This window comes from Nitrobacter sp., assembly GCF_051535215.1.
Taxonomy (GTDB): Bacteria; Pseudomonadota; Alphaproteobacteria; order Rhizobiales; family Xanthobacteraceae; genus Nitrobacter.
The window spans coordinates 66258-90420 of record NZ_JBPPLY010000007.1 but is presented as its reverse complement, the minus strand read 5'-3'; the positions used below and the strand labels follow the sequence as shown (position 1 = coordinate 90420).

At 61.0% G+C, this 24163-nt stretch carries 15 protein-coding genes and 1 tRNA gene; 7 read left to right on the top strand and 9 right to left on the bottom strand.

Translation table 11 applies throughout. The features are described 5' to 3' along the window. Positions 1-181 precede the first annotated feature (181 nt). The 5 genes from ACS3WB_RS09495 to ACS3WB_RS09475 all read left to right on the top strand — a co-directional run bounded on the left by ACS3WB_RS09495 (position 182) and on the right by ACS3WB_RS09475 (position 7847). Positions 182-2275, top strand: coding sequence for a TonB-dependent receptor plug domain-containing protein (locus ACS3WB_RS09495; RefSeq protein WP_438275313.1), 2094 nt, complete (start codon positions 182-184; stop codon positions 2273-2275). Between the two features lie 189 nt (positions 2276-2464). Beyond that, positions 2465-2540, top strand: a tRNA-Ile gene (locus ACS3WB_RS09490). 1402 nt (positions 2541-3942) lie between these two features. Continuing rightward, on the top strand, positions 3943-4944 hold the full coding sequence (pseB, locus tag ACS3WB_RS09485; RefSeq protein WP_438275312.1) for a UDP-N-acetylglucosamine 4,6-dehydratase (inverting): 1002 nt from the start codon (positions 3943-3945) through the stop codon (positions 4942-4944). Continuing rightward, positions 4941-6098, top strand: coding sequence for a UDP-4-amino-4,6-dideoxy-N-acetyl-beta-L-altrosamine transaminase (gene pseC / locus ACS3WB_RS09480; protein WP_438275311.1), 1158 nt, complete (start codon positions 4941-4943; stop codon positions 6096-6098). Before pseB ends, pseC begins: the two co-directional genes overlap by 4 nt. Positions 6099-6230: 132 nt before the next feature. Next, positions 6231-7847 carry a hypothetical protein gene (locus tag ACS3WB_RS09475; RefSeq protein ID WP_438275310.1) on the top strand — a complete coding sequence of 539 codons (1617 nt, stop codon included), beginning with the start codon at positions 6231-6233 and terminating at the stop codon, positions 7845-7847. A gap of 50 nt (positions 7848-7897) precedes the next feature. On the opposite strand, the gene pseI is transcribed toward ACS3WB_RS09475, so the two are convergent. From pseI to ACS3WB_RS09450, 5 genes are all read right to left on the bottom strand, one after another. Then, complete coding sequence (gene pseI / locus ACS3WB_RS09470; RefSeq protein WP_438275309.1) at positions 7898-8950, bottom strand: pseudaminic acid synthase; 1053 nt, start codon at positions 8948-8950, stop codon at positions 7898-7900. Between the two features lie 147 nt (positions 8951-9097). Continuing rightward, complete coding sequence (locus ACS3WB_RS09465; RefSeq protein WP_438275308.1) at positions 9098-9796, bottom strand: NUDIX domain-containing protein; 699 nt, start codon at positions 9794-9796, stop codon at positions 9098-9100. Between the two features lie 80 nt (positions 9797-9876). Beyond that, entirely contained in the window at positions 9877-10539 is a 663-nt protein-coding gene (locus ACS3WB_RS09460; protein WP_438275307.1) for an HAD family hydrolase, read from the bottom strand. Continuing rightward, the gene (locus ACS3WB_RS09455; RefSeq protein ID WP_438275306.1) at positions 10539-11357 is read right to left on the bottom strand and encodes a class I SAM-dependent methyltransferase; all 819 of its coding nucleotides are present in this window, start codon (positions 11355-11357) and stop codon (positions 10539-10541) included. The genes ACS3WB_RS09460 and ACS3WB_RS09455 overlap by 1 nt, the downstream gene beginning before the upstream one ends. A 145-nt stretch (positions 11358-11502) precedes the next feature. Next, positions 11503-11712 (bottom strand): DegT/DnrJ/EryC1/StrS family aminotransferase, encoded by a 210-nt coding sequence (locus ACS3WB_RS09450; protein ID WP_438275375.1) that lies wholly within the window; start codon positions 11710-11712, stop codon positions 11503-11505. 114 nt (positions 11713-11826) lie between these two features. Here ACS3WB_RS09450 and ACS3WB_RS09445 point away from each other — a divergent pair, with 114 nt between their 5' ends. Together ACS3WB_RS09445 and ACS3WB_RS09440 are read left to right on the top strand one after the other, a co-directional pair. After that, positions 11827-12447, top strand: a complete 621-nt coding sequence (locus tag ACS3WB_RS09445) for a pseudaminic acid biosynthesis-associated methylase (RefSeq protein ID WP_438275305.1) — start codon at positions 11827-11829, stop codon at positions 12445-12447. A gap of 6 nt (positions 12448-12453) precedes the next feature. Further along, the gene (locus ACS3WB_RS09440; protein ID WP_438275304.1) at positions 12454-13179 is read left to right on the top strand and encodes a cytidylyltransferase domain-containing protein; all 726 of its coding nucleotides are present in this window, start codon (positions 12454-12456) and stop codon (positions 13177-13179) included. 194 nt (positions 13180-13373) lie between these two features. Here ACS3WB_RS09440 and ACS3WB_RS09435 read toward each other — a convergent pair whose 3' ends face one another. Genes ACS3WB_RS09435 through ACS3WB_RS09420 form a run of 4 tightly spaced genes read right to left on the bottom strand, consistent with a single transcriptional unit; the run spans position 13374 to position 24025 of the window. Continuing rightward, the gene (locus ACS3WB_RS09435) at positions 13374-14669 is read right to left on the bottom strand and encodes a c-type cytochrome (RefSeq protein WP_438275303.1); all 1296 of its coding nucleotides are present in this window, start codon (positions 14667-14669) and stop codon (positions 13374-13376) included. Next, a complete protein-coding gene (locus tag ACS3WB_RS09430) occupies positions 14635-15231 on the bottom strand; it encodes an SCO family protein (protein WP_438275302.1) in 597 nt (198 codons plus the stop codon). The genes ACS3WB_RS09435 and ACS3WB_RS09430 overlap by 35 nt, the downstream gene beginning before the upstream one ends. Further along, positions 15228-17060: a hypothetical protein gene (locus ACS3WB_RS09425; RefSeq protein WP_438275301.1), complete on the bottom strand. Its 1833-nt coding sequence runs from the start codon at positions 17058-17060 to the stop codon at positions 15228-15230. Before ACS3WB_RS09425 ends, ACS3WB_RS09430 begins: the two co-directional genes overlap by 4 nt. After that, positions 17036-24025 (bottom strand): hypothetical protein, encoded by a 6990-nt coding sequence (locus ACS3WB_RS09420; RefSeq protein WP_438275300.1) that lies wholly within the window; start codon positions 24023-24025, stop codon positions 17036-17038. The genes ACS3WB_RS09425 and ACS3WB_RS09420 overlap by 25 nt, the downstream gene beginning before the upstream one ends. Positions 24026-24163: the final 138 nt, after the last annotated feature.

Genomic DNA, 24163 nt, shown 5'->3' with positions numbered 1-24163 from the left:
GTAGCGCGACCAGGTCGACCCGTTTATCGCCCGACCGTTGTGGGATTTCGCTATATATGCGTCAATATGCCGCCGTGCCGGGCTCAGCCTTCCTCGATATCAATATATTCAATTATATATAGCGAATCGTGAGGGCGAGGGGGCGGGCGTGAGACTATCAACGAGGTTTATGGGCAGGAGCGTGCTCCTGTCATCGGTAGCCGTTGTTGCGATGTCGGTCGGCGCCGAAGCGCAGGATCGGGGCGGAGTTTATCAGCTCGGCGAGATTTACGTCTCCGGCGCAGGGCAGGGCGGAACTGGCGTCGGCGGCTCGACGGTAACGCGCGAGCAGACCTGGACGTTCGACAAGCAGACCCTCGAACAGGCTGTGAACCTCGTGCCGGGCGTTGTCAGCACCCAGTCCACCGCCGGTCAGCGCAACGAGACCGATATCTTCGTGCGCGGCTTCGGACGCTGGCAGGTGCCGTTGATGATCGATGGCGTGCGCGTCTATCTGCCCGCCGACAACCGGCTCGATTTCAGCCGCTTCCTCACCGGCGACATCGCCGAAATCCAGATTCAGAAGGGCTATGCGTCAGTGCTCGACGGTCCGGGCGGTATGGGCGGCGCCATCAACCTGGTGTCGCGCAAGCCGGTGAAGCCGTTCGAGGGCGAATTCAGCGGCGGCACCGCGTTCGACAATCGCGGGGCGTTCGAGGGCTGGAACAGCTACGCGATGCTCGGCTCGCGCCAGGAGAAATTCTACGTTCAGGGCAGCGCCAACTATCTCAATCAGGACTTCTGGTCGCTGTCGCAAGGCTATTCGCCGTATCCGGCGCAAGGTCCTTATGCAGGCTCGCTTGAGGATGGCGGCAGGCGCAACGGGTCAGATACCCGCGATTGGCGCGTCAACCTCAAGGCCGGTTTCACGCCGAACGCCACCGACGAATACAGCATCAACTTCATCAAGCAGTCCGGCGAAAAGGGCGCTCCTCTCAACGTCTACAACAATCCGCCGTCGAGCCAGAACAGCTTCTGGCGCTGGCCGGCGTGGGACGTTCAGAACCTCGCATTCATGTCGAACACCCAGCTTGGCGACGCTTCCTACGTCAAGACCAAACTTTACTATAATACATTCTACAATCTGCTCTCGGCATACGACAACATCTCCTATACGACGCAATCGAGTAACGGCCGCTTCAACAGTTATTATGACGACAACGCGCGCGGCGGCTCGGTCGAGGCCGGCACCGAGTTGATCCCGATGAACACGCTGAAGGCGGCGTTTCATTATCGGGAAGATTTCCATACCGAGTGGAATCACAACCAGCCGACCCTTCCGTCCGGAGGGTTTGTCGAGCCGAAGCAGAATCAGGCGCAGACAACGTGGTCGGCCGCGCTGGAAAATACTTTCCACGTCAGGCCGAACTTCGATCTGGTGGGTGGCATCAGCTACGACAAATACTGGATCGACAAGGCGGAGGAATTCAACAGCACCGGCGGGTTCATCTACGAATACCCCAAGGGTGGATCTGACGCCTTCAACTGGCAGACCGCGGCGATCTGGCGTTACAGCGACACCGGGGAGCTTCATTTCAGCGTGTCCGATCGCACGCGCTTCCCGACCATCTTCGAGCTTTACAGCCAGCGCTTCGGCACCGCGATTCCCAATCCCAACCTGGGCCCGGAGCGCGCCACCAACTACGAACTGGGCTGGAAAGGCCGCGTCACTTCGGATCTGCGGGCAACGGCTGCGATTTTCTACAGCGACGTGCGTGACCTGATCCAGGCGGTTCGCGTCAGCCCGACGCAATCGCAGACGCAGAACATCAACCAGGGCAATTTCTACGGCTTCGAGATGTCGTTCGAGAAGCAGTTCTCGCCGCAGTTCGCGCTCGGCGGCAACTATACTTTCATCGAGCGCGACGTCAGCGACGTGTCCGTTCCCGGGTTCAGGCCGAGCGGCGTGCCGACCCACAAGGCCTTCCTCTATACCACATGGCGGCCGATCGATCGGTTCACCGTCACCCCGAGCGTTGAGATCGCCAGCGACCGCTGGAGCGACGTCATGGTCGGTACTCAGGCTCAAAACGCGCCGATCCGCGCTGCCTTTCCCGATCTCTATATCCGCACCGGGGCCTATACGCTCGCCAACGTCAATGTCAGCTACAAGCTGATGGAAAATGTCGAACTGGCGGGCGGCGTCAAGAACCTGCTCGATCAGAACTACGAACTGGCATGGGGCCTGCCGCAGCCGGGGCGCACGTTCTATGTGAAAGCCCGGGCAACCTTCTAGCTGAGGCGGCGGTCGTGGCCATGAGATGCGCGCCGGGCCCTCGGCGCGCATCCCCCTTTTTGTATTTCAGATCCTTTCAAGCCTCGACCATCTGCGGGGGTGCTTCCGGGCTGAACGCCGATTGCCGCGCGGCGTCCGACCTTGTAAAGGATGCCTGCGCCGAGGTCGGTTGCACGCGATCTCCGGCCCGGGCCTGTAGCTCAATGGTTAGAGCCGGCCGCTCATAACGGTCTGGTTGCAGGTTCGAGTCCTGCCGGGCCCACCAGCAAAATCAGATAGTTGCCACTACCTCCGGGCGGCGCGCGTGTTTGCCGCCCCAGTTATCGCACCAGAAACGATTCCGTTTTCGGTTGGCTTTCGTCCGATCTTGGTTTCGTGTTTGGCGATCTTCTCCACCGCGTCGGACAGATAAAACAGATAAATGAGTGTGGTGATGACCATAGCTGTTGGGCAGCACATCGAGCGACATGCCCAGATCGCCCGCGGCCTGCCATGGATCCGCGTTGCATCAGCCACGCCGCCGCGGTGTGCCGAAGCGTGTGCGGCAAGATTTCTGCCCCAAGCTCGGCAAGCTGAACGGCGTTCTCGAATGCCGCTTCACCGATGCGATGGCTCGTCCGTCGTATGTACGAAATGCTTAGCTGTGGGTGCGGTCCTGTGCCAACGGTTAAGATGCGCCAGCAATCGGTGCGGAAGGGGATTTCCGCGGCCGCAACTTCATTTGCAGCGCAACCCCCGTCCGTTGTCGCGCGATGTTTGTCGTAAAGATTGGAATACGAGAAGAGAGCGTCGTCGAAAAAATACTTGCGCAATCGAAGATCGTTTCAGCCGATAACAGTGGCCGACGGCGCTTCACTTTGCCCTTTGTAGTTTGCGGAATTTTCAAAGATTTTTGTGACGTTCGCAATTCGTTGCTCGCGTGTCGCGGCGAGTTCAGCGTCACCGCCTGCCAGACCCTTGCTTGACCATGCCAAGCGCGCGCCGGCCGACCTTTGCAGGACGTCGATCAGTAATGGCGTCTCTGGAAGCGACTTGACCTCAACAGCGACTTGCCCGTGAAGAACATCGTCAAATCGATGCTCTTGGTCCCGCGAGCCAAGCGCGCGCGATCGACCAAACGGGACCGTCCGCTTGCGAGCGAACCAATTGGCAAGCGCCGCGCCGTGATGATTAGGATCGACCGCCTCGATGAACGTTTTTATTCCCCTTGAAGCGGCCTCGCCAGCGGCGGTGTCATCGAGATTGCCGCCCGGTACAGGCGTGTATCTCCGACGCAGGCCGAGTGGCCGAGGGTCGCCGACCTTGCGGTCTTAATAGATCGCCCAACTGGGAGACAGTCGCGGCATCGTGGTCGGAGATGATATGCGGATTGCCGATCCCACCATTTCACGATAGGCGGATGCGTGAAGCATCGCGGCAAATCTTCGGTCTGGTGGCTCCGAACTGGGAACAAGCCGAGGGCTGCGTCGCGCGTAGAGTTCGGTGGCGAGAGCGCGGCATTCGTGTCACGCGGCGTCTCCGCTAGCCTCAAGACTACCGGCGTGGACGTATTCACGGCGGGGTGCTAACCACCGCCACTCTCCCCTTCGTTGATTTAGTCTGACCGTCCCGTCATTGACATCGCGTGGACTTCGGTTACGCCATTCCCAGGTTAAAGAGAGGTCCAAGTGTTCAACGGCAAATCCGTGTTTGTTTCCGGCGGTACAGGCTCTTTCGGGCGCAAATTTGCGAATGTATTACTCGAACGCTACGACTTGGCGCGGCTCGTTTTCTACTCACGCGATGAGCTCAAGCAATTCGAGATGCAGCAGGAGGTGAATGCGCCCTGTATTCGCTGGCTAATTGGCGATGTGCGTGATCGTGAGCGGTTGATCGAAGCGACGCGTGGGATCGACTATATCGTCCATGCTGCCGCTATGAAGCAGGTGACAGCATCTGAATATAATCCAATGGAGTGCATCCGCACCAACATTCATGGCGCCGAGAACATTGTGGCAGCCGCGCTTGCCAACGACGTTGAGCAGGTGGTCGCGCTCTCGAGCGATAAGGCGGCTAATCCGATCAACCTGTATGGCGCTACCAAGCTTGCATCTGATAAACTGTTCATTGCTGCCAACAATATGGCAGGCAAACGGCGTACCGCCTTCTCGGTCGTGCGCTACGGCAACGTCGCCGGCTCGCGCGGATCGGTGGTCCCATTTTTCGAAAAACTGATAGCGCAAGGTACGACGTCATTGCCGATTACCGACACCGCGATGACTCGTTTCTGGATATCGTTGCAGGAGAGCGTCGACTTCGTTCTGAAGTGCTTCCAACGCATGCAAGGCGGCGAAATCTTTGTACCGAAGTTGCCGTCGATCCGGATAGTCGACCTTGCAACGGCGATGGCGCCGCACTTGCCACAGAACCTGATTGGTATCCGGCCCGGCGAAAAGCTGCACGAGATATTGTGCCCTGCGGATAATAGCCATTTGACACTGGAGTTCAGCGAACATTATGTCATGCGGCCGTCGATCAGGTTCCACGATCGCGGTTATGATTATTTGAAGAACCGTCTCGGTGAGACAGGTGCTCCTGTGGCGCGAGGTTTCGAGTACAACTCCGGTACAAACCCCGTCCGTTACTCTGTGGAACAAATCCGGAAATTTTATGAACGGGCCAAGACATGATTCCCTATGGCCGTCAGGACATCTCCAGCGCCGATGTCGAGGCGGTGGTCGAAGTTCTTCGGTCTGACTTCCTAACCCAAGGGCCGATGGTCCCCAGGTTTGAGGAGACGTTGGCGCGAGCGGTCGACGCGCCTGAAGCGGTAGCCTTTTCCTCAGCGACTGCGGCGCTGCACGTCGCTTGTCTCGCGCTCGGGCTCGGCCCATCGGATCGACTCTGGACGGTGCCGAACACCTTTGTAGCCTCCGCCAACTGCGGTCTCTACTGCGGAGCGATCGTCGATTTCGTCGATATCAATGCCAAGACCCGCAACATGGATGTCGAGGCACTAGCCACCAAGCTCGAAGCGGCTGAGCGCGACGGCACCCTGCCAAAGGTCGTCGTTCCAGTGGACTTCGCCGGCACTTCCGCAGATCTTGCCTCTATCCGCCACCTCGCGGATCGATACGGCTTCCGCATTCTTGAAGACGCGAGCCATGCTGTTGGCGGATACTACCAGAATCGGCCCGTCGGTTCGAGCGAGCTCGCTGACGTTACCGTTTTTTCCTTCCATCCCGTCAAGATTGTGACAACAGGAGAAGGCGGAGCGGCGACGACGCGGTCTGCTGAGATCGCCCATCGCATGCGCCTGCTGCGTAACCATGGCATTTCGCGCGATCCCGCTGATATGACCGCCGTTCCCGAAGGCCCCTGGTACTACGAGCAGGTGATGCTCGGCTTCAACTACCGTATGACCGACATCCAGGCGGCGCTCGGCGTAAGGCAATTTGATCGCCTCGTCGAATTCGTTGGCCGAAGGCAGACGATCGCGGCGCGTTATCACGAAGGGCTTTCTGATCTTCCTGTGATTCGCCAGTTCGTGCCGGAGGGCACTCTCTCGGCGTTGCATCTCTATGTCATTGAACTGGATGAAACCGTACGGCGTACTCGCGCCGAGGTTTTTGCGGCGATGCGCTCTTCAGGTATTGGCGTCAACGTCCATTACATCCCGGTCCATCTGCAACCATGGTACCGGGCCCTGGGATTTTCCCGTGGCGACTTTCCGGCTGCCGAAAAATATTACGACTTCGCATTGACGTTGCCTATTCATCCAAACCTGAGCGTCGAACAGCAGGATTACGTCATGGAACAGTTATCCCATGCGCTCGAAACGTGAGGATCTAAATTGTTGTTTTGAGATTCCGGGCCGACTGGACCTCGGATGGAGATCTACCTATAGAACGTGATCTTTCGGGCTGGTTTGCGATCATAAATTTGAAGAACAGATCGCAGAAATCTTCGTGACACCATGAATATTGGCGAGTTTCTGCACGAAAATCGGCGGTTCTGGACATCCTATACCGCGCCTAAGTCCGGCGGTATCCTAATACTTGATCTTTATCACAATGACGATGCGCACTTCCACCTGTTTGCGAATTGCGTCATTGCGAAGTGCATACAGCACATATGGGGAGGTGAAATCGTCGGAATTTTCGCCGATGGCTTTGGTGATGTTAGTAAGGCAAACATTGAAGCGAACCAGGCGCTCGCTCGCTCGTTTGGCGTCAGTCGCTTTTACAATATTTCCGAATTTCGCAATCGTTTCCTGTCTGATTCTGTCTGGTCAGCCAACGTAGAGAGTGATCTCCGCAAGCGACTGCAGGGAAAGTCGGGATCCTCGCTCAGGCAAGCAATTCGGTCACTGTCAGAGCCGAAATCCCCGCGACGCGGTCTTCTGATTTACAATGAATTTCTGAGACGATTTGGTGTCGGCACCATCGATAACCTGAGCGACGAACTCATCGCAGTCGCAAAGCTCGTGTTGGCCGACTACGAAGCCATTCCCATGATGTTCGGAGAGTCCTGGATTCGAGCGAGTGTATTGGGGCACATTTGCTATTCGGGATCGGGACAGCTGGCTGATTTTTCAGCCATGCACGGGGCGCCAACATTCCTGGTAGAACAGTATATCCCAGTTGCTGTTACGCGATATCGGGATCTAACCGACCTGTCGTCCGGTCTTCCCAGAGACTGCAAAGAGATGCTGGAAAGGTACGCTTTCGATCAAGCTCTGCTGGATGACCCCAGGCTTGACCGATTCGACGGCACTGTTGAAGGCACGCTGGCGCGGACTATCGAGCCGCTATTGAACCGTGATGTTGTCGAGCAGCTGCCAGCCTCTCGCGAGGCCTTCCTTGAGAGCTGCGGTGTAAATCCAACGAATCGGACGGTCTGCGTATTTGCGCATGCGTTTCAGGACGCCCCGCTGACGCGACCAAAGCAACTCTCGGACGATTACTGGCAAGCTGTTGTCGACGTCGTTGATCTTGTGCGGCAACTGACACATCTCAACTTGATTATAAAGCCGCACCCGCTGAACAACAGCTACGACCGGAAGCGTTCATGGGATACGCTGCGTGAATACTGCGCCGACATCAGAAATGTCGGGTTTGCAAACGGCGCCCTCAGCGCCGGCGAGGTCATGAAGCATTGCGATGCCGGCCTCACGGTTCGTGGAACGGTTCTCTACGAAATGGCCGCGGCTGGACATAGAATGATCGCGACGGGAGAAGACAAGTTTTCTGGCCTCGGTATTGTCGAGGAGGCGTCCAGCATGGAAGCTCTGAGGAACATTCTGTTGAATGTGTCGCGAGAAGCCTGGTCGATGCCGGTGGAGCAGCGTCGGCGCGCATTGGCTTATTCCTACTGTTTGCTCCAGGGATTTCGCAGTAAATCGATCTTGATTCCCGATAAGCGTTGGGCTCCTGCAGAATATTTTCGCAGTGCGACGCTGGCGTTGTCTAATTTCAGATTGGAAGAAGATCCTCTCTTCATAAATATAAAGTCGTTTCTCCGAAATGACCTGCCAATGCTGGTTTCGAGAGAGGCATTTCCCGCGTTCGATGCGGTTTGCGACCGGGATTAATCTCTTCCGGACTCTGTTCAACCAACGTTAGCTGCGCGAGAGCGGGGTTGTCACGCTATCGCTGACCACTTTAGCGCTTCGCCATAAGCGATGTCGCGCGCGGCGGTGCGGCCGATGACGTCGGGCAGATGTTTTGGCGGCAGGCCAAAGCCGGGCCGGATGACGCGGATATTCTTACTTGTCAGAAGCTCCCCCGCCTTGATCGGTTTGACTGCGTAGATCGAACGGCGAAACCGCGTGTTGGCCTTTTCGCTCTGGACGAGGCCATAGTCGACAGATCCGAGCGCGGACCATGCGGACTTGCAGTCGTTGACCAACCGCGTGAACTCGTGCGGTTCGAGCGAAAACGCTGCGTCCGGACCACCGTCGGCGCGCGAGATCGTAAAATGCTTCTCGATTATGGAGCCGCCCAGCGCGATCGAAGCGACGCAGGCGGCGGAGCCCGGCGCATGATCGGAAAGGCCGGACACGACGTTGAAGGCCTGGCCTAGGTGCGCCACCGTGCGCACATTCGCTTCCTCGATCGGAGCGGGGTAGGCACTGGTGCAGTGCAAGAGCGCGATGCCGCCGGCGCCGTTGCTGCGCGCTGTTTCGACCGCCTCCTCAATTTCGCCGAGACTGGCCATGCCGGTCGAAATGATCATCGGCTTGCCCTGTTTGGCGACATATTTGATCAGCGGCAGGTCAATCACCTCGAACGATGCGATCTTGTAGGCGGGCGCATCGAGCCCTGCGAGCAGGTCGACAGCAGTCTCGTCAAAGGGACTGGAGAAGATCGTGATCCCAAGCTCACGCGCCTTCGCGAACAGTTGCCCATGCCATTCATACGGGGTGTAGGCCTGCTGGTAGAGCTGATAGAGCTTGTAGCCGTCCCACAGGCCGCCCTTGATCAAAAACTCCTCGCCATCGTGAGGAATGGTCATGGTGTCGGCCGTATAGGTCTGGATCTTGATCGCGTCAGCGCCGCTGGCGGCGGCGGCTTCGATCAGTTCCAGCGCCTTCAGAAGCTTGCCGTTATGGTTCGCCGACAATTCGGCGATGATGTAAGGAGGATAGTCCGGGCCGATCTTGCGCCCCGCGATGATGAGTTCCGGGCTCTGCATTACAATTTACGCTCCTGATGCGCATTGGAAGGCACGGTTCGCAGCAACGCTGCCACTTGGCGGAAATGACCACCCCGGCAGCCGGTTTGCGAGGCGAAGATCAAAGCTGCATCGGGGCTGCCACGGATTTTTGAAGATTTTAATAAGCTATTTCAAATTCTTGTAGTTTGCATCTTGCGAGACTTCAAAGCCGCTGCTCAGGAAGCCGGCGCTCAAGCCGGATTGCATCAGGATATCCAAAAGGGCAGCGGAAACAGCGCCCAGCGAGTCGGCTCGGTCCTGCCGAAATGCCTGCACTTCGGCGGGTGCAACGATTTCAAGCTCGGAATATTCACGATTCTCCAGCGTCGCAAAGCGGTGCTGGATCTGCGCAGCCGAGCAGGCGGTCGAGAGCATAATTCCGACGTCGGTGACATGGCTTTGCGGATCCTCGACGAGCGCAACGGCTCTGCAATGCGCCGACATCTCGGATGCTCCGATGCCGATTTCTTCTTCAAGTTCGATCAGAAGGCATCGTTCGAGGCTCACCTGGCCGGCCGGACCGACTGCCGCGTCGTCAACGCTGCCTGACGGCACCAGCTCCCAGCACCCGGCGTCCATCTCGGAGCGAGCGCTACGCCGGCCGAATAAAACACCATCCGGACAAGACAGGACACCCGTGACGGCGAGCGGTTTGATCTTGAGCGCGGCAAGAAGGCTCGGCTCGCGCCGTTGCGCGAGGAAGTAGCGGTACTCCGAAATCCAGCCGACGATCGTTTTGGCATCACAATGATCGACGCTGAACAATCGCCCGTTGTAGAGCTCGTGGGAGCGGCGCTCTTTTTCGCGCTGCCAGATTTCGTCCACGCGCGCCTCGATGTCCGGGCCGATGGTTGGCGCTGCCGCTCCCAGTGTTACTCTCGGCGCCGACTGAAGCACGCGAGCATTCAGCATGCCGGCATCCTTCCAAGGAGATCGGTGAGACGCTCGATGAACACGACCTGGCCGGGCCACCCGGCGCGATTGTTCGGCGCCGCCAATGCCCACGTTTTGAGCCCCGCGGCAACCGCCGACATCGCCCCGATGCGGGAATCCTCGACGGCATGCGACAGGGCGGCCGAGCAATTCAGCCGGCTCAGTGCCCTGATGTAGGGTTCGGCGGTGGGCTTGCCTGCGCTCACCTCATCGCCGCCGACGACATCGTCGATCTTGTCGGCGAGCCCGCTGAATGCGAGCCATTTTTGCGCGGACAATTTAGGTGACGACGTAACTACGGCGATCTTCAATCCGCACGCGCGGGCGTGCGCCAGCAATTCATGTGCGCCGGCAGCGGGACGGGCGCTTTGGTGCGCCTGCGACACCATGGCCGAGTATTTTTGCAGGAGATCGGCCGGTGTTCCAGGCAGCTTGTGAGTCATCTTCAGCCGTTCGATAATCTCGCCAAGTGGCGGCCCGTTGAGCCCCTGAAACTCGACCTCGTCGCCGCTCGCGCCGAAGGCGGCGAGGAAGGAATAGTAGACGTTTTTCAGCGCCGTCAGGCTGTCAGCAAGCGTGCCGTCGAGATCCAGAAACAGGCCACTGTGGAGTCGGCTGGCGTCAGCTTCCGGCATCAAGGTTTCCGACAGACAAACATCCGGCCTTGCCCAAAGGCGCCGAAGGCGCTCAAAATCTCCGCTGATACCGCCATGTTGAGCCGGGTTGCCGCGTGGACCAGCGGATGGTCGTAATCTACGGTGCCCCCATTGATGGCCGGGACCAGCACATAGAGCATCAGGTCGTGAAGCGAAATGAAATCCTCGATCTCGACCTCAAGGCCGAGCGTTTTGAGTTGCGGCAGGATGCGTGTTTCGTCGAAGAACAGGTTGAATGCGGCGGGCGTGCGCGCAGGCAGGTCCAGCAAGGTGCGGCAATGATTTTGCCGATCGTAGGTCGCCGTCGAATTCTCAATCATGATCAGATGTCCGCCCTTCCGCACCCTTGCGGCTAGGCCGGTTATGGCGCGCATCTGCAGTTCGACCGATTCGATGTTGATCAGGCAGCGATCGGTAAAAACGACGTCGTATTGCGCCAGCAAGCCCGGTGTCGCCGAAAGTTCGAGTGCATTGCCGATTCGGAATGTGGACCTGTCCTGGAAGCCGTTGGCAACGGCTGCTTCACGCGCGGCCTCGATCATTTCTGCGGTATAGTCGATGCCATCGAGTTGCATCTGCGGGAATCGTGCGGCAAGGCCAAAGCAATTCAAGCCATTGCCGCAACCGACTTCGAGAACGTGTGCCGGCGCATCGCCGAGCCCGATCGCGGACATTCGGCGCGCCAATGCGTCGATCTCGAGCATTTTCGCGGTTCCGGTTCTGGTGGTGGCGCCGAGCGCGGTGCCGAATTTCGATGCCCAGTCCCGCCAATGAGCCTTGATCTCCTCACGATCCATAACACCCGTCCATTGGCCCCTTCCGCGGCTTGCCTGACATTGCGGAGGGTTTAATAGCGCGCTTGCACGCCAGATCAAATGGAAGGAACGTTGGTCCTCAGCAGGTTCGCGACGAGCACGTACAATACACAGTCTCCAGACCTCATCAAAGGCGCTTCGGTGCAGCCACGGTCCTGACGATGTCCTCTTGGTCAGTTTCAGCCAGCGTCGGGAACATCGGCAGAGTCAGAATTTTTCTGATAGACCACCCGGCGCGAGGGCAGACGCTGGGCTGGTGACCAAACCGTGCGCGACAGAAGCTGTGGTGGCAGACCGGAGCGTAATGCACGCTCGCGCAGAGACCGACGGTCTTGATGATGATCGAAGGCGCTGCCTATGGCAGGGCAAAGTCATCAATCCAGGAGACTATCAGAGCCGTCGTTCGTTGTTGCTGCAGGAATTATGTGAAACTTCAGGGGGACGAGCACGTATGATCGAGATCACAGCACAAGAGGAATTCTGGGCCGGGGAGTTTGGCGACAACTACATCGAACGGAATCAAAGTCAGGAAGTGCTGGCCGCCAAGGTGGCGATGTTTGCCCGAATTATCCAGCGATGCGGCAACATCCGGTCGGTTCGAGAGCTTGGCGCCAACATCGGCCTCAATATCCTGGCCCTCAAGAGCCTGCTTCCAGACGCAGCGTTCCAAGCCATCGAAATAAACAGCCTGGCCTTCGAAAGGCTGGCGACGATACCCGGAATAGCTGCTTCCAATACGACGTTGTTCGAACCAGTCGGGTGGTCGAGCGTCGATCTGGCGTTTACCGCCGGTGTTCTGATCCACCTCAATCCTGACATGCTGCCGGTGGCCTATGAAAGGCTCCATGAGGCTAGTAATCGTTATGTCCTCGTGGCGGAGTACTACAATCCTTCCGTGGTCGAGATCAGCTATCGCGGTCACAACGGGCGCTTGTGGAAGCGGGATTTTGCCGGCGAGATGATGGACAAATACCCTGATTTAAAACTTGTCGATTACGGCTTCATCTATCACCGGGACCCGGCGTTCCCTGCCGACGACCTGACGTGGTTCCTGATGGAAAGGCGGCCCTGAGTAACGATGCCAAATGAAGTCGTAATCATCACTCAGGCGCGCATGACGAGCACCCGCCTTCCGGGCAAGATCTTGATGCGCGCCGGGGAACGCACGCTTCTTGAAACGCATCTTGATCGTCTCGCCGATGTCGGCGTGCCCGTGATTGTCGCGACGACAACGAATCTGTCCGACGATCCCGTTGTCGAACTCTGCGCCGCACTCGACGTTCCGGTCTTTCGTGGCAGTGAGAATGACGTACTGGAACGTTACCAAAGAGCGGCGCGGGCACACGAGGCTCGCCATATCATCCGCGTGACGTCGGACTGCCCACTCATCTGCCCGAACGTGATACGCGCCGGCCTTGACATCTATTCGGGCTTGAAGAGTGAGTCCATTTATCTCTCGAACGGTGAAAAGCGGACCTACCCTCGTGGCATGGATTTCGAAATTTTTTCCCGGCGCTCACTCGACTTTGCCGCGGCGAATGCCGGGCTTCCGTCCGAGCGCGAGCATGTGACAGGATATATTCGCACGTCGATGCCGGATATTCGTCACGAGTACTGCACGGATGAAGAAAATCTCAGCGACTGGCGCATCACTGTCGACACTGACGACGACTTCAAACTCGTCCAACTCTTGATTGAAGATCATCATGCGGCCGAGATGGATTACCCGGGTTTAAAGGCTTTGCTGAAAGCGCATCCGGAGCTCATGAACATCAACTCTCACATTCAACAGAAACTGATCTAAGGAGCTGACAGGGGTTCGCCAAGGCGACGTCCAAACAGCCGATAGCGATTGCGCGCCACGAAACGATAGATGACGCCGAGTACGGTACGCGGACCAGCCGGAGGATCGCAGTCACATAGTTACGATTCCCTGCTAGCGTTGTTTGTGCGAACGCTTCGATTTGATTGCGCTCTGGAGCGCACGACGGATCGAAGCTATCGTGGTGTAACGCGCACAAATTCCACAAGCTCGGTTCCGTTCTTCGGAAACCGTCTGTAATCGAGTTCAGGCCAATGGGGGCTTTGGACCTGCACACCCTTAACTGCTTCTAGAAATCGCGTGCGTGTCAGTTGACGGCCCGCAGTGACAAGGCTTGCTTCCAGCACCGCGGTGAGCGCCGAAGCATAAGCCGTGATGTCGGAAAAATCGCCCGCCGGCCTTGCGGCCAGCACGTCGGTGCCCTGGTTCAGTAACTGCTCGATGAGGTCTGGGTATCCGGCCAGCTCATCGAAAGGGAGGACAACAGTTCGGCCTTTCAGAGCGGCCTGATTGGTCTTGATGAACGCGCGCGCCTGCGGGGCGTCGACCATCAGCACGATGCGCCTGGAATCGGCCGGCATCGCGTCCTCGGGGCCGATCGCTTGGGGCGGCGGCGCGCGTTTGGCTCGGAGCGCGGCATCGATCACGATTGTCGTTGTGGGGTTGTCCAGACGGAACAGCGCATCCGTGACCTGGTCCCGGTTGGCACGAACGGAAATGATTTCCTCGGATGTCTTGTCCGAAAGAGCGCCTCTCGGGCCGAGCATCGGCAGGCCGGAACGTTGCAGCTTGTCGAGCATGCTTCCGTCGATATCGATATTTGCTCCGAGCGCGAGAAAAAACTCAGATGGATTCGCGTTTTTGTCGGATACAGGTGCATCGATGGCCACGACTTTGAAGACAATGCTACGGCCATGGATCGAGTTCGCTCCGCGCGCAGCCCATTGCCGCTCAAGCTCGTCACGCAAATGCCGGGCATCAACGAGATTCGCGGTGATGGCCGGAACAGCGATTTGGATCTGATCCGCCGAAACGCCGCTCCGGTCTTCATCAGTAATTCCGCCTAGATACTTCCACAGCGCGTCGGATTGAGTTTGTGAGAGATCGAAGCGCGGCATCGCCAACGACAACATTCGTCCATCGCCGGTGCGGCCTTGTGACACTGCGGCGCGGAAAGCGGCTGCGTCGTAAGCGGGACGCTTCGGCGACGGCGAGGCGAGTGTCGCGCCGTCGATCGGCGGAACGAGCGAGCGGCCCTCGCCGCCGCCGGCGGCGTTGCGTCCGTGGCATCCGGCGCAGGTGAGGCCGAACCGCTCCACGCCGGCGATCCTCGCGGGCGGCGCATCTGCCGCATGGCCGTGATAGAGCGCCCGGCCGGTATCGTCGGCCCATGCGGCTGACGCACACGACCACAGGGCGATCGCCAGCGCGACGTGACTACCGAACGGTCGAAAGCGCGGTAATGAGATCATCGGGCTCCGGCAGGCCGGCGATCGTCCTGACATCGCGTCCACCTGTTCCGATCAGCAAGAACTGAATGTCATGGTCCTGGTTCGGCCCCGGCTGCACTCTGAGCCCCTCGAGTACCGACCAGACGTTGGCTGGATCACCCGACAGGAAGATGCGGTCGCGGTGCATCTGGTCGGCGCGCTCGCGGCGAAGGTGCTCTGGCGTATCGGTGAGAGGATCGAGCGTGAGCGTGACGAGCTTCCAACGCCGAAGCCCGTCTTTCCCGAGACGCTGCGCGACGAGGTCCATGATAACGTCGCTCGGAGGGCATAACTGGACGCAGCCGGTGAAGGTGAACGACAGCAGGATCGGCTGCTTCGCGATGAGGCCGCTCACGAAATTCACTTCCGCGCCTTGCGCAGTGACGAGACGGCGATCGATAAGGTGAACGGTGGGCGGCTGCGTCTCGACCGCGAGGTCCTTGGCCCGCGCCTCCGGCCATACGCCGGACTCAGGGGCAAGCATGCCGCCTGCCATGCATATCGAAATGACTGCGGCTGCGCGAATGAAACGGCGCTGCGTCATCGCTTCACATCCACCACAGCGGGGGCAATGCGTCCATCGGAGGCTTCGACCCAAACGGCATAGCGGCCTTCGCGCGGAAAGGTGAGGGGGAGCGCCATTGAAGCATCCTTGTCCGGCTTCGCCGCCACCCGCGCGGACCAGCCGAAAGCAAGATCGTCGACGCGGATCATCAGCGATTCCGTCCGGTGGGTCCAGTTGTCGAGCGTCAACATCAGCGTGCCGGGAACCTTCGCCACTGGCGGCGCGCTTACGACGCGTAATGCGATAGGCGGCGGCTCGTCGGATCCAGGGCCGTCGACGGAGAACCCCGCGCACATCGTCGTGCCGCCGGCTCCTGTGGTGCTGACAACCTCGTAGGCGCCGCCTTTCGCGAGACGGAGGTTCGCCTCAAAGCGGCCTGTCGATGTTTCGTAGAGTCGTTGGTCGAAGCGCGAGATCATGCGCGGCTGATCGCCCCTTATCGTTACGGCTGCCATCGGCGCATCGCTGAGGCCGCCACCGGCCGCGATTGTATACGCAACATTGGAGCCGGGCCGAACGGTCAGCACGCTTGCCGTCGCCGGCGACGTGGCGATGCGTCCTGGGCCTCTCTCCTTTTGCAGGGTGTCGGGCAAGGGAAGCCGAACACGTCGCTCGACGGGTGCCGCCTCGGGCGAGGACAGCGGCGCGAGATCGATCACCGTCACTGTCGATGACGTGCGGTGGGTAAGGAAGATCGCGGAGCCCGATGCGGCGGTCTCGTCGACGATATCATCCGTTCGGATCGTGCTCACGACGCGCGCGCGTGCGATGTCGAGGATGACGGCCTTCGGCTCCTGTGCCGACCAGGCGATAAGATAGCGGCCGTCGTCGCGAACGAACAGGCCGTCGACGGCCATGCCGACAGGTACAGCTATGGTGCGGTCGAGATCATCCAGCCAGCGCAGCCGGATCGCCTGCTGCGGTCCTGCGGATGCGATCACGCCACCCCCGGCAGCCATCGCCCCGCTGAGACTTCCGGCTGGAAGACGGCGCGGCGCAGCATCGCCGGCCGCGATCACGACAGCGGATCCATCGTTGGCGGCGGCCACGACAGTATCCTTATTCGATGCCACCAGTGTGGCGATCCCGGATGTGAGGGCAACGGTACCGAGTTGCGCGCCGGTGGCGTCGAATTCGACCAGCCTGCCTCCGTCCGCGCCATCGGCCACCACGATATGGTCGCCGAACGGTGCGATCAGAACGGGATGCGTCAACCCTTGTGCGAAGCGGCTCGCCTTTCCCCATGGAAGGTCGACGGCGAGCACGTCGCCGGTGGCCGGGCGCGTGACGAACGCGCGCGGCAATACCGGATGGACGATGAAGCTCCCGGCGCGACCGCCTAGCGGCGCGACGCTGATCTGGTCGGCGCTTTTCAGCCGATGATCGAGATCGACCACGCGCAGGCGATCGTCGCTTTCCGCACCATCCCCGCCGAGCGAGACCAGATAGGATCGCTCCAGCGGAATGTCGTTCGCTGAGATCGCGCCTGTGGCACGCACGATCCAGGCTGCGTTGGCGCAGCTCGGGCTTCCCGGAGCCACGCGTCGGACCCAGGCGGCGGGCTTGAGCTTTGCGGCCGGAGTCTTCCGCAGCGCGTCGGTGAAGGTCAGGACAATACGAAAGTCCTCATTTGCACCGACCCGCTCGACCTCCCGCCCCTGACGATCGATCAGGCTCGCCTTTACGGCAAGGCCGCTCTCGCCGCTCGCGAACACGCCTTGTGCGATTGCTTCCGGCGCTGCCGCGAAGGCGAGCGCCGCGAGAGCGCAGGAAAACGAGTTCCTCAGTTGATGCCCGGCAAGCTGCACGAGGTCGCTCCTCCGGCTGCGCTGGCGCTGACGTGCAGATGACCCCACACGCCGGCCGCGAAGATCGGTTGCGGACCGTCGCGCCACAGATAGTCGCCGGCCGTGCGCGGCGCGCAGCCCCATGCCGTCATCGCCTTGGCAGGAGCGAGCAGCGTGGCATGGCCGGAGCCGAAGCCGGGGAACAGATCGTCATAGCCGGTGGTCATCGACAGGAACGCCCGCTGCCGCGCGCGTCCCTCGGGATGAGCGACGCGAATGGCGATCTCGTCGGCGGGTCTGACGTCGAGCCGCGGAGTCGGAATAGATCCGGCGAAGAAATCCGGCGGGAAACGCACGGTGTTGAGATCGTCCTCATCGCGCGGATAGGTGCGCAATCCGAAGTCGGCGCGGACGCCGTTGCGCCCCGCGACGCGCAGGTTGAAAGGCGCCGAGCGATTGCTGACGCCCTTTTCTCCCAGGTCGTAGGAGTCGTCGCAAATGCGGCAGTCAGGCACCGGGCGTCCGCTCATGCCGAGATAGCCGGAACCGCCCGGCGCGCGGCGCCAGTGGTTGAGGCCATCCTGCCACAACAAGACGTGTTCGCGGAATGATCCGGCCGGAATCGAAGCCTGCGGGATCGCGGGGGCGGCGACGGCGACGGTCGCGGCGTGGCGATAGGAGAAATCGCGGGCCGGGGACTCGCCGGCCGGTGCGCCGTTATTGCCGAGAGCGGTGGGCTCGACGATAAGCGTGCCGATCAGTCCTTGCGAGCCATGCGCGATCACGTCACCCACGGAGCGTATGGGAAGCGTTCCGAAGGCGTAGGGGATCACGCGCATCGCCTTCTTCCGGACCTCGTCCCGCGTGAAGTAGAGATCGGCGCCGTCCTGCGCGATCCGACGAACGGCGTCCTGCTTCTCTTGGGGGATAGGCACGGTATCGTCGTTCTGGTTGCGTGCATGGATACACAGATTGACGCCGTAGATTACGATCTGCTGTTCGGCACCGCACGGCGTGTCGCTGAGCAGGCGGAACGTCAGGCGGGACGGAATGTGAGCTTCGACCCGGTCCTTGATGGAATTCCAGAACGCGGGCTCGCGCGCCAGATCCATGATCGCGGTATCTTTCGGCCAGAGGAAGCCTGCATAGTGCCGCGTCACGCGAAACACCGGCGATCCCGCTCCGTCCGGTGCGATCGCCTCGACATCGTTGACGCCGACCGGAAGCGTTCCGCCCGGCTTCAGCATCGGGCTCGGCAGTGGCAGCGATAGCGAGACCCTGCGCGAGGGCGTGATCTGCCCGCGGAAGCGTGGCGATTGACCGATCCACTCGGCAAAGGTCTTCGAGCCGCCATACTGGCGCTCGTCGCTATCGACATTGAGTGGCACGATCTTCGGCATCGGCGCGTCGCCGTGGGCGTCCCACGGGTCGCCCTGTCCCGGCAAGGCGTTGATCACCATCAGGTCGAGGCAGTCGCCGGCTCTGACGCGCAAGACGAACGGCGATCCGGTGTTGTCACCGGCCGTCTTGAGCTTGGCGGCGGCGATGGTCTGGATCTGTGCGATGGACTTGGGCAGAGTGCCGTCGTTCTCGTAATCCATGAGCGGCTTGGAGAGGCCGAGGTCGCGCGGCTCGAGCGGGACAAGCAGGAGGCCGTCGCGATCGAACAGGCCCGCTTTATCGACAACGGTTCCGGGGAGGTTGATGGTGGACTTGTCCAGCACCTTTCCGGCGCGCACAGCAACAGTGATCGCCTCGATCCTCGGCGCGCCGGCAGGACACCAGCTTCTGACGCGCGACGCGGTCGGCGAGAGCGCTTCGACGACGTCCTGCTGAGCCGGCTCGGCCGCCGGAGAAGCACCGCCGACCCGCTGGCGAAGCGCGGCGAAGGTCTCGATGCGGTCGCCGATCGGGTGTTGTCCCTGGCCGGCCACGCACGCGGCGAAATCGGATGACGACGGCGCCTTGCCGAGGCAGGCACTCAGATCCGGCGAGGCGCTGCTGTCATAGCTCCGCACCAGACCCCATGCTCCGTTCCATATGGCATCGGTCGAGCCGAAATGATAGAGGTAATCGAGCGATGGACGGCCGTGAGAGTCGGCCGGCCGCGCGCTGAAGGATACCGTGCCTCCGCTCGGCTCGCGTCTGCGGAGCGGCGCAAAGACCGACGTTCCGGACGCGAACAGCGAGCCGACCTCGAAATGCTCGGAAATGCCGATCTCCTGTGCGGAGACGAAGCCGAGCGGGTTGTCGCAACCGGCCACCAGCCGGTCGAATTGATCCCACGCCGGATCGCTAAGTCCGATCGTCGCCCATTTCGGGAAGGCACGCGGACGACCGGCGCGCGCGGCGTCGCCTGACGCACAGCGTGCGGCTCGCGACACCAGACTTCCCTGCGCATCGGTCCCCAGCGGTCGCTCGCTCGGGAATGGCTGATCGACGTTGCGCCGGCCCGGGCGGCCTTCGACGACGAGCGTGTGCTGGACTTCCTGCGCGCCCTGGATCAGGCGCGCCACGATGCGGTCGCCGGCGAGGCCTTCGAGGATCGGCGTGCAGGGATCGCCATGAACGCGCGACAGGAAGAGCTGGGAGAGGTCGCCTTTGTCGTTCAACGGGCGTTGGCGGACGATGCTGTCATCGGACCCGCCGCTTGCGAAGGACGCGTCTTGCGGGCCGGGCAGGCGGCAGGGATTGCTGAGGAATGAAGGCGGCGCGCCGTTCGCGGTGGCTCCGACGCGCAGCGGCACCGGCTCGTTGCGATAATTGACGAGGTAGGGATCGTGGTGCCGTTGTGAGATCGCCTCGGGACGCGGTGGAGGCGCGACCGGCCTTCCGTAGGCCGTCCGCATGTCATTAAGGCGTTGGCGCAGTTTTTCCACATCGCCGCTTGACGGCGTCAATTGACGCTCGCGCAGGAAGTTGGCCGGCGCGGTTTCCTCCGCTTCGTCCTCGGCATTGGGCGGCGTGTTGCTGGTGGTTGCCTCAAGGATCAGCCGGTCGATGCCACCGGATTCCTCCGGCGTCGTCGGCGCGGTGGCGGTCTTGTTGCCGTCATAGAGCAGCGCGAAATCCGCAATAGCGATCGCATATTCCCGCGAATCGACGTGAACGGGATCACCCGATACACCATCGGCAGTAACGTCGGGCCGCGGCAGGAACACGTTGGAGCGCACGCCCACGAGATCGCGTTGCGCTGCCTGCGCGAGCTTGAACGGGAACACGGGTTGGGCTGCCGCCGCAGGGCCGCTCTGGCAATTCTTGCCCTCGTGGGTCGTCGAGTTGGCTTCTGCCAGCGGACATACCGCGTGTGTCGGGGGCTCGATCAGCAGCGCCGTATAGAAACCGTGCTGCTGGATGTTGGAAGGGCCGAAATGGTCGTGGGAGAATACCGTCCGCATCGTGCGGTCGGTCACGCCGGCGAGGCCGTTCTCGCCATTGTCGGAAAGGATCGGATCGGCGAACCAGCGCTGAATCGTGGTCTGGAAATACTTGATGTTGTTGCCGGTAAGCCGTGGAAGGGTCGGGACCTTTTCGATGAAGTCCGCCGCGCATTCCTCATCGCTGCGTGCGGCAACAGTTTCGCCGACAGCTTCACCCGGGCGCGGTGCGACTGAGCCGCCTGCCACGGTCCTCGATTTGCAGATGCGCTCCAGCACCTCGTCGGGTGCGAATGTGCCGTCCTCATAGTTGAAGCCGTTGCCGCTGCCGTCGGAGGACGTCACGTCGAACTTCACGAGATGAATGTGCTGGCCGATGATGTCGGTCGGCACCGAGGTCTGGAAATCGTCGAGCTTGAGCTTCTTCGGCGTTTCGTTGGTGTGGTGATATTCGATGCACTCGCCGGAGAACGCGCGGAAGAAGAACGGTTCGGCATCGGACCGCCATCTTCCCTTGTAATCATCGGCGACCGCCGACAGCACATTGATGCGCGCCTGCGGGTCGTGCCAGCCGGCGCGGTTGACGATCAATTTCAACTCGACCGCGGATACGTCGAATCGGCGGAACCCGATCAGTGCCGGGTCAGGAGTCATGACGCCCGGGTTGCCGAACGCATCGGCCTGGAAGCGGAAAGGCTCGGGTTCTTGTTGCCAGGTGCTGCGAAAGGCATCGAACCTGCGCAGCCGCGGTCCACCTTCGCTGGCGAGCACGAGCGGCGCCGAGCACGGATCCGCGAATGGTGCGCCCGGCGCACCCGGCGATCCATTCACGGCGAAGCGGGCGTCGTCAACAAGGCTTGCCGCGCCGCCGGTGGGTCCGGACCGGACGTTGTCGAGCGAGATCGCCTTGACCCGGTAGGCCGCGCTGTCGGGATCGAGACGGGTTTCGAGTGGGGGCGGCGCGGGGGCTGCCGGATCGCCCTCGAGCGTCACCGTGCGCTGCGCCGGCTCGCGGCCGGTCGCGTCGACCACGCGAACGCCGCTGCCGGTGCCGTGAAATGCCATGGCGTTGCGCTCAAGCGCAGTCCCCTGCTGCGGCAGCAATTCCAGATTGAGGTGTTCGTATTCGGACGTCATGTCGCCGAGCGCCAGCATCCGCGCCAGCACGCCCTTCTTGTCGACAACCTCGGCGCGTTTTTCAGCGGTGAGATCCTTCAGCACGGTCGGAAGCGCGACGCCACCGGCCACGACGTGACGGGGCAGGCCACCGTCGAAATGAGCACGGCCTTCCAGTGCTGCGATCTGCGCGTCGCCGATGCCGGCGGGCTCGTGCTTTTCCGCGCGCGCCATATCCAGCGGCGGCTGCGGCGAACGATGGCCGGCTTTCCCCGCCACATAGAACGGATAGCCGGGCATGGAGTCCGTGATGATCGGATCGGCCGGGGCAAGCGCCGCGGTGGCAACCGGGTCGGAATAGGTCGGCAGCAGCGGCAGACCTTGACCGGGCAGCGGGATCAAGCCGGGAATCGGGGTGCCGAGGCTCGACACCTTGCCGTCCGCGGCTGCCGCAGGATCGAGCCACTCGCCGGCGCGCCCGACGCTGCCGGGTCGCGCCTTGCCCTTCTCGGGATCGGCAATCACCGAGAGGCGCGCTTCGCGCTGTCCGTCGGGAAGAACTCTCGTTCCATCTTCCAGCACATCATGCACGCGCCATAGCGACCACATGCCTTGCGCGAAATGCGGATAGAGATGGCAATGGAAGATGGCGTCGCCGGGCGTGCGGTTGCGGTTGCCGGAGCCGAGCGAATCCCACCAGCCTTTCGGGGCGGCGCTGCCCGCACGGTCCATGGCGAAGCGTTCAAGGCCGCCGTGATAAATGCGGTAGCTGAAGCCTTGCTGCGGGCCGATGGTCTGGCTGTCGAGATAGGCGCCACGACCGGCGTCGTTGCCGGCGAACCATTGGTGGCTGTGCAGATGGAAAACATGCGTTTCCTTGCCGGCGTGAAAGTTCCGGAACACCACCTTATCGTTGAGGTAGGAGTGATAGACGTTCGACGGATCGTCAGGGAAGACTTCGAGCAACGCCGGATCGCCATTGGCCCAGCTTTCCAGGAAGAACTCCTCATACATGCATTCAGGGCAGTTGGCGGCCGGTCCGATACCAAGCCTGTTGGATAGGAGCGCGGAGCCAAGACCGCTCGAACCGTAGTTGATAGCAAATCCGTCGCGCACGCCGGAGAGCTGGCCGAATGAGCCGAGCTGCTTCAGTTCGTCGGCGTAGAAGGTTTTCAGCTCGTCATGGAAGATGATGGTGAACTCGCGGAACGGCGTCTGCGCTTCATGCATCTGGCGCCACTTGCGTCGATCGCTCTCCGATGTGGTCGGCCCGATCGGCGGCAACTCAGCGCCGGGCGGGACCACGATGGCGTTGAGATCGCCATGAATGATCTCCTCGACGATCGCTCCGTTTCGGGCGTCGCATGATCGCCGGACTGCAAGAACCGGAACGGTTGGTTTGTCGATGCACCAGAACACCGTGCTGTTGAGCGGCGGGGTGACGCGCGCGGGCGTCTCGGAATCGGGCACCGTCAAATTGAAATCGATCGCCTCGCTTCTCGCATGACGGACCGAGTCCTGCCGGCTCGGCCAGGCCCGTTCGAAGGCGGTTCGGTTCACCTGACTGCGAAAGGCGCGGCTTCCGGCCGGTTCCACGATCAGTGCGCCGAACAGGCCGTGCCCGAGCGACCCGGCGTCGCCTTCGCCGCCAGCGGGCGCGGCGAGGCTGGAAAACAGGTGCGTGCCTTCGCGCAGCAATTGCCAGCGGCAGGTTACGGTTTGGCCCGGCCTGATCGCGTCAAGTCCGGTGCATGCGCCATGAATTTGCGATGTCTTTCCATGGCGGACCGGGATCGGCTCGATGCCGGGGATAACGAATGAAAGTCCGCGCGTGAGAGGCCAATCCGTTCCCGGTTTCGACCCCGCCTGCGCTTCGTCGGCCTCGGTCTCGGCGGCCTTCCGGCATTGCTCCTCGCCGAAGGCTGTCCTCACGTCCTGGCGAATGGGCGCAATGGCTGATCCATCCTTCGCAGGCTGTTCTTCGCAAAAGCCGGAATCGTTCTTGGCCTTCTTCTCCTCGGAGAAACTTCCGCTGATGCCGGGCTGGTCCTTCCGCAACAGGTTTGTGAAGGTGACCTCGAGAATGTCGCCTGCATTGGCACGCAACACGAGCGGTCTCGGGCGCTTGCAGTCTCGCAGCCGGACCTCGCCTGGCTCCAGCTTGCCGTTCCCGGCCTCGGCACCGGTCTGCTCGGCGCAGCGATCCGCCGTCGGACGCTCGGCGTTGCCGGCCGCCGTCACGTCGCGACGCAACGCATAGATCATGCCGAAGGGATTGAAGGAGCCGAAGCGATTATAGACAAGCATATGATCCAGCGCGACGACATCCGCATGAATGATGCGGGGCGTCTCTGCTGGCGTGGAGGCGTGAGCTATCCCGGCGCCGGAAATGAGAGAGGTGATCCAGACGATAAGTGACTGGGCATGGCGCCTGCGTTGTTGTCTGTATGTCGAACCCGTAACCGTCTTCGCAGCTTGGCTCCAGGCAAACATGCAGCCCCCTTTTTGTATAAGCTCAGCGAGCCGATATATTCCAGCAGTAATATGTTAAGCGTGAACGTGACAAAACGCCGCCTTGTTGTATTGAGTCCTTTCAAAAGATCTTTGGTTCAAAACACTCTTTTCGAAATA